We start from the raw sequence: 6,925 nt of genomic DNA on the forward strand, positions 1-6,925 counted from the left end.
GCTGAGCGCTCTGGTTAATAACTGGTTTCAGGCAAGCTGGCGATGATCGAGCGGTAGCTGTTCATGCGCTGCTGTTGCACGCGGCCTTCTTCCAGTGCCTTGAGCAGGGCGCAACCGGGTTCGCGGTCGTGCTTGCAGTCACGGAAGCGGCAGGTGCCGATCAAGTCGTTGAACTCGATGAAACCGGCTTCGACGTCGGCACGGCTGACGTGGCCCAGGCCGAATTCCCGAATACCCGGGGAGTCGATCAGCTCGCCGCCGCCGGGGAAGTGGAACAACCGCGCGGTGGTGGTGGTGTGGGTGCCCTGGCCGGACAGCTCGGACAACGGACCGACACGGGTTTCGACTTCCGGCAGCAGGCTGTTGACCAGCGAGGACTTGCCGACGCCGGACTGACCAACGAACACACTGATGTGCCCGTCCAGTTGCTTCTGCAACTGCTCCATGCCGTTGCCGTGATGGGCCGAGACTTCCAGCACCGGGTAACCCAGCGTGCGGTAGACTGCCAGCAAGGCATTCAGCGCCGGGGCGTTCTGCTCGTCGATCAGGTCGAACTTGTTGAGCAACAGCAGCGGGCGAATACCGGCGTGTTCGGCGGCGACCAGGTAACGGTCGATCAGGTTGGCGTGAGGCTCGGGCAGCGGGGCGAAGACGATCACGATCATGTCGACGTTGGCTGCTACCGGCTTGAGCTGGCCACGGCTGTCTGGACGGCACAGTTCGGTTTTACGCGGCAATTGCGCGACGATCACGCCGATGCCCTGGTTGCCGGCGCGCCAGACCACCTGGTCGCCGGTCACCAGCGCAGGCAGGTTGGCCCGCAAATGGCAGCGGAACACCTGGCCGGCGAGTTCACCGTCACGGGCTTCGACCTCGACCTGAACGCCGAAGTGAGCGATCACCAGGCCGGTCTGCTCGGGGCCAAGGTCACCGCCCTCGAGCGCTTCTACGGCGGAGGATTCGCGTTTGGCGGCGCGGGCAGCGCGCTCACCTTGAATCTTTTCGATGCGCCAGTTTTGACGACGATTGAGTTGGCGTTTGGCCATGGGTGTTCCGTGTGGATAATGCAGCGATTAGGTAAAACGGCCGCGAGTTTAGCACGCCCCGAGAGTCCTCTAGGCTAAACTGCATGCCTACGCCGAGGAGCCGACACATGCAAAACCCGCAGAACCTGATTTGGATCGATCTGGAAATGACCGGTCTGAATCCTGACACCGACGTCATCATCGAGATGGCCACCATTGTCACCGACAGCAATCTCAACACCTTGGCCGAAGGCCCGGTAATCGCCATCCACCACAGTGATGAGATCCTGGCGGGCATGGACGAGTGGAACACCCGTCAACACGGCGGTTCCGGCCTGACCCAGCGGGTACGCGACAGCCGCATCAGTATGGCCGAAGCGGAAGCCCAGACCATCGCCTTCCTGGAAAAGTGGGTACCGAAGGGCACGTCGCCGATCTGCGGCAACAGCATCTGCCAGGRCCGGCGCTTCCTTTATACGCACATGAAGGCGCTGGAATCTGAGTAGACTGCGCGCCTTCCCGTAAGGACCGCCGCCATGTTGTTGATGCTCTACCTGATTGCCATTACCGCTGAAGCCATGACTGGCGCGTTGTCTGCCGGTCGGCGTGGCATGGACTGGTTTGGCGTGGTGCTGATCGCCTGCGTGACGGCGCTGGGCGGTGGTTCGGTGCGTGACGTGCTGCTCGGGCACTACCCGCTGACCTGGGTCAAGCACCCGGAATACCTGGTGTTGACCTCGGCTGCGGCAATGCTCACGGTCTTTACCGCACGCTGGATGCGCCATCTGCGTTCGCTGTTCCTGGTGCTCGACGCCTTGGGGTTGGTGGCGTTTACCCTGATCGGCTGCATGATTGCACTGGAAACGGGCCACGGTATGTTGGTGGCGTCGGTCAGCGGGGTGATCACCGGGGTGTTCGGCGGCATCTTGCGCGACATCTTCTGCAACGACATCCCGCTGATCTTCCGTCGCGAGCTCTACGCCAGCGTCTCGTTCGCCGCCGCGTGGTGCTACATGCTCTGCCTTTACCTGCAATTACCTGGCGAACAGGCGATCCTGATCACCTTGTTTGGCGGCTTCCTGCTGCGCTTGCTGGCGATTCGTTTCCACTGGGAAATGCCCAAGTTCGTCTACAACGACGAAGCCTGATACCACAGCTCCTACGAGAGTCCGTGTTGCTTCAGGGCCCACGCCACGTGCTCGCGCACCAGCTCTGACGGATAGTCCGCGCGCGCTTTCAGGGCTTCCAGTACCGGAATCGTTGAAGGCGCATTGCCAAGTCCGACKGCCAGGTTACGCAGCCAGCGTTCATAACCGGCGCGGCGCAGCGGCGAGCCTTCGGTGCTGCTCAGAAATTTGTCTTCGTCCCACATGATTGCCGATCAGCGACCGCAAGTCTTCGGGGATCGCCGTTTTCAGCTCGATGGTCAGGTACGAAATGCAGCGACGGGCGTCCAGCACATAGGGGCCGACAAAGGCATTGGTCGGGCAAATGTCCAGGCACGCCGTGCAGCGCCCGCAGTGTTCGGTGCTGTGAGGCGGGTCTACCGGCAGCGGCAGGTCGACGAACAGTTCGCTCAAAAAGAAGTAACTGCCGGCCTTGCGGTTCAGCACCAGGGTGTTTTTGCCGATCCAGCCGAGGCCGGCTTGTTCGGCGATGGCTTTTTCCAGCACCGGGGCGCTGTCGACGAAAGCCCTGTAGCCGAAGGGGCCGATGACCTGCTGGATCTTCTCGGCCAATTGCTGCACGCGTTTGCGGATCAGCTTGTGATAGTCGCGGCCCAGAGCATAGCGCGAGACGTAGGCTTTTTCCGGTTGGCCCAGGCGCTTGGCCATTTCAGTGTCACCCGGCAGATAGTCCATGCGCAGCGAAATCACCCGCAGCGTACCCGGCACCAGCTCTTCCGGGTGCGAGCGTTTGCTGCCGTGGGCGCCCATGTAGTCCATTTCGCCGTGGTAGCCGGCTTCGAGCCAGCGCTCCAGGTGTTGTTCATGCTCAGCCAGGTCCAGACCACTGATGCCGACTTGTTGAAAGCCCAACTCGCGACCCCAGTCTTTGATCGATTGGGCGAGAGCAGGAAGATCTGTGGTAATTGCAGGCATGAGACAGGGGAAACCGGAGCTGAGGTGCGTATAATTCTGCCAGACATCGGAGCCTGAAGACGCATGCCGCAGACAAAACACCATTTACCCGACGCGCTGTACAGCGCCGCACAGGTCCGGGCGCTCGACGCGCGGCTGATTGCGGCCGGGACACCGGGCTTCGAATTGATGCATCGGGCTGCCCGCGCCACGTGGCGAGCGTTGGTCCGGCACTGGCCGACGGCCACTGAACTCAGCGTGTTGGCGGGCCACGGCAATAACGCCGGGGACGGTTATCTGGTGGCGGTACTGGCGTTGCGTGCCGGTTGGCAGGTGCGAGTGCTGGCGGTGGTTGAACCGTCGCGCCTGCAGGGCGATGCCGCGCTGGCGTATGCCGAAGCGCTGGCCGCCGGGGTTGTCGTCGAGGCCTGGTCACTGGCCATCGAACTACGTGGGGTGGTGCTGGATGCGCTGCTGGGCACCGGCCTGAGCGGTGAGGTGCGCGAACCCTATATTGCTGCGATCGAGGCGATCAATGCCTGTGGCCTGCCCGTTGCGGCGGTGGATATCCCGTCCGGCCTGTGCGCCGATACCGGGCGAGTCCTCGGGGTTGCGGTTCGGGCCGACCTCACTGTGACGTACATCGGCCTCAAGCTTGGGCTGTTCACCGGCGATGCGGCGGATCAGGTGGGGGAATTGCAGTTCAACGATCTGCAAGCCGACCCGCAGATCGTCGCTCAAAGCACMGTCAGTGCTTATCGCCTGAATCCCGGTAACCTGCCGCGCCTGGCAGCTCGGGCACCGAGCGCTCACAAAGGCCGCTTCGGTCACGTCCTGCTGATCGGTGGCGATCGCGGTTTTGGCGGCGCCATTCTCTTGAGCGCCCAAAGTGCCCTGCGCAGCGGCGCGGGCATGGTGTCTCTGGCGACCCGCAGTGAACATGTGCCGGCCGCATTGGCGCGGGTGCCCGAAGTCATGGTGCTGGGCGTTCACTCGGCCAACCAGTTGATGGGCCTGCTCGGCCAGGCCAGTGTGCTGGTGGTCGGACCGGGTCTCGGCAAGGGCGCGTGGGGTCGCAGTTTGTTGTCGGCGGCGGCCAATGCCCCGTTACCGCAGGTCTGGGACGCCGATGCGTTGAATTTGCTGAGCCAGGGTGATGTGCGCCTGCCAAAGGATTGCGTGATCACTCCGCATCCGGGGGAAGCGGCGCGGTTATTGGGGATTTCCACGGCCGAGGTTCAAGCCGATCGCCCCGCCGCGGCCCATGCATTGAGCAAAAAATACACAGCCACCGTCATTCTCAAAGGGGCCGGCAGCCTGATTGCCAGCCCTGATGGTCGTTTGGCGCTGTGTCATCAAGGCCACCCGGCCATGGCTGCCGCGGGTCTGGGGGATGTGCTGGCCGGACTGGTCGGTGCCTTGCTGGCTCAGGGTCTGTATGCATTCGATGCAGCTTGCCTGGCGGTCTGGCTGCACGCCAGTGCCGGTGAGCGTGAAGGTAAATCTGGCCGTGGGCTGGCGGCCAGTGATCTGATTCCCGCCATTCGTCAGTTGCTGGAGGAGCAAGCACCGTGTCTGAAGTAACCCTGTATCTGGCCAATGAAGACGCCATGGTCGCGTTGGGCAACCGTATCGCTCAAGTGACCAAGGGGCACGGCATCATCTTTCTGGACGGTGACCTTGGGGCGGGTAAAACCACCCTGTCACGGGGCATTATTCGCGGTTTGGGGCATGTTGGGGCAGTAAAAAGTCCGACCTTTACCTTGGTCGAGCCCTACGAGATCGGCGACATTCGCGCCTTCCATTTTGACCTGTATCGACTGGTCGATCCGGAGGAACTGGAGTTTCTTGGCATTCGTGACTACCTCGAAGACGATGCACTGTGCCTGATCGAGTGGCCCCAGAAGGGTGCAGGCTTTTTGCCAAAGCCCGACCTGACCATTACCATTAGCCCGCATGACAGCGGGCGTTCGCTGAATCTGTCGCCCCAGGGTTTGCGTGGCGAGTCTTGGTGTGCCGCTTTGGCATTGGAATTCAAATAAATGATGGGGTTAGGTATGCGCTTTCGCGCGTTGGTTGCTGTCGTAGGAATGCTGCTTACGGCACTGGCCGTCGACGCTGTGGCCGCGACAAAGGTCAACAGTGTTCGCTTGTGGCGGGCGCCGGATAACACCCGACTGGTGTTTGACCTGTCAGGCCCGGTCCAGCACAGCGTCTTTACCCTGACGTCCCCGGATCGTCTGGTGATCGACATCAATGGCGCCGTCCTTGGTGCACCGCTGAATGTCTCCACTGCCAATACCCCGATTACTGCCATGCGTTCGGCTCAGCGCACGCCGACCGATCTGCGGGTGGTCATCGACCTGAAAAAAGCCGTCACCCCGAAAAGCTTCGTGCTGGCGCCGAATGCGCAGTACGGCAACCGACTGGTGGTCGACCTGTTCGACAACGCCGCCGATGCCGCACCGCCACCTGTGCCGACCCCGTCCCCAACCGTTGCCACCGTGCCTGCGGTGCCGGTGACCCCGGTTGAGCCGGCGATCAAGCTGCCGCCTGCTCCGGCCGGCAAGCGCGACATTATCGTGGTCATCGATGCCGGTCACGGCGGCGAAGACCCGGGGGCCTCCGGTTCCCGTGGCCAGCACGAAAAAGATGTGGTGCTGGCCATCGCTCGCGAACTGCAGCGCCAGGTCAACGGCATGAAAGGCTTCCGGGCCGAGCTGACCCGTACCGGCGACTACTTCATTCCATTGCGTGGCCGTACCGAGATCGCCCGCAAAAAGGGCGCCGACCTGTTCGTCTCGATTCACGCCGACGCAGCGCCATCGGCAGCAGCGTTCGGCGCTTCGGTATTTGCCTTGTCCGAGCGCGGCGCAACGTCCGAGACCGCGCGTTGGCTGGCCGACAGCGAAAACCGCTCCGACCTGATCGGCGGTGCCGGTAACGTCAGCCTCGACGACAAGGACAAGATGCTTGCCGGCGTACTGCTCGATCTGTCGATGACTGCGTCGCTGACCTCCAGCCTGAACGTCGGCCAGAAGGTCTTGAGCAACATTGGCCGGGTCACCTCCGATCAGCGCGGGTGTGCGCCAGTTCTTCCAGCAGAACCCGCCACCGGGCACCTACATCGCCTGGTTGCGTGATTCCGGCAAGATCGCCCAGGGCCCGCGTGACCACACGGTGCGTCCGGGTGAAACCCTGGCGATGATCGCGGTACGTTATCAGGTCTCGCCGGCGACTCTGCGCAGCGCCAACGGCCTGCAATCCGATGAACTGAAAATCGGCCAGCACCTGAATATTCCGGGCACCGAATTGGCGGCCAAGGAATGAACGATGCCGTGAACACCGCAGCGCGTATCGAGCTGCTCAGCCCGCGACTGGCGAACCAGATTGCCGCTGGTGAGGTGGTTGAGCGCCCGGCTTCGGTGATCAAGGAACTGTTGGAAAACAGTCTTGACTCTGGCGCCAAGCGTATCGACGTCGATGTCGAGCAGGGCGGCGTCAAGCTGCTGCGGGTTCGCGACGATGGCAGTGGGATTTCCTCCGATGATTTGCCGCTGGCGCTGGCGCGACATGCCACCAGCAAGATTCGCAATCTCGAAGACCTCGAGCAGGTGATGAGCCTCGGGTTTCGCGGTGAGGCACTCGCGTCGATCAGCTCCGTGGCACGTCTGACCCTGACGTCCCGCACTCGAGGTGCCGATCAGGCCTGGCAGGTCGAGACCGAAGGCCGGGACATGGCGCCTCGCGTCCAGCCGGCCGCCCACCCGGTCGGCACTTCGGTTGAAGTGCGCGACTTGTTCTTCAACACCCCGGCAC

Annotated in this window: 5 protein-coding genes and 3 pseudogenes; 6 read left to right on the top strand and 2 right to left on the bottom strand. The window is 62.6% G+C overall.

Features of this window, described 5'->3' with window-relative positions:
• Nucleotides 1–14: 14 nt before the first annotated feature.
• A complete protein-coding gene (rsgA, locus tag AC1DH9_RS03545; protein WP_427534275.1) occupies nt 15–1,046 on the bottom strand; it encodes a small ribosomal subunit biogenesis GTPase RsgA in 1,032 nt (343 codons plus the stop codon).
• 107 nt (nt 1,047–1,153) lie between these two features.
• Here rsgA and orn point away from each other — a divergent pair.
• Nucleotides 1,154–1,522: pseudogene (gene orn, locus AC1DH9_RS03550) on the top strand (oligoribonuclease); the annotation flags it as partial.
• Nucleotides 1,523–1,561: 39 nt separating this feature from the next.
• A complete protein-coding gene (locus tag AC1DH9_RS03555; RefSeq protein WP_427543959.1) occupies nt 1,562–2,173 on the top strand; it encodes a trimeric intracellular cation channel family protein in 612 nt (203 codons plus the stop codon).
• Between the two features lie 11 nt (nt 2,174–2,184).
• On the opposite strand, the pseudogene queG reads toward AC1DH9_RS03555, so the two are convergent.
• Nucleotides 2,185–3,127: pseudogene (queG, locus tag AC1DH9_RS03560) on the bottom strand (tRNA epoxyqueuosine(34) reductase QueG).
• Nucleotides 3,128–3,190: 63 nt separating this feature from the next.
• Here queG and AC1DH9_RS03565 point away from each other — a divergent pair.
• From AC1DH9_RS03565 to mutL, 4 genes and pseudogenes are all read left to right on the top strand, one after another.
• Nucleotides 3,191–4,690, top strand: a complete 1,500-nt coding sequence (locus AC1DH9_RS03565) for an NAD(P)H-hydrate dehydratase (protein ID WP_427543953.1) — start codon at nt 3,191–3,193, stop codon at nt 4,688–4,690.
• On the top strand, nt 4,678–5,148 hold the full coding sequence (gene tsaE / locus AC1DH9_RS03570; RefSeq protein ID WP_103316310.1) for a tRNA (adenosine(37)-N6)-threonylcarbamoyltransferase complex ATPase subunit type 1 TsaE: 471 nt from the start codon (nt 4,678–4,680) through the stop codon (nt 5,146–5,148). Before AC1DH9_RS03565 ends, tsaE begins: the two co-directional genes overlap by 13 nt.
• Nucleotides 5,149–6,436: pseudogene (locus AC1DH9_RS03575) on the top strand (N-acetylmuramoyl-L-alanine amidase).
• 8 nt (nt 6,437–6,444) lie between these two features.
• On the top strand, nt 6,445–6,925 hold a 481-nt coding region (gene mutL / locus AC1DH9_RS03580; protein WP_477807807.1), incomplete at its 3' end, for a DNA mismatch repair endonuclease MutL.

The sequence above is a fragment of the Pseudomonas sp. 05T35 genome (genome assembly GCF_056396605.1).

Excerpts from the sequence above, each read along its gene's own strand:
- rsgA (WP_427534275.1), bottom strand. The coding sequence starts at position 1,046 with ATGGCCAAACGCCAACTCAATCGTCGTCAAAACTGGCGCATCGAAAAG.
- AC1DH9_RS03555 (WP_427543959.1), top strand. The coding sequence starts at position 1,562 with ATGTTGTTGATGCTCTACCTGATTGCCATTACCGCTGAAGCCATGACT.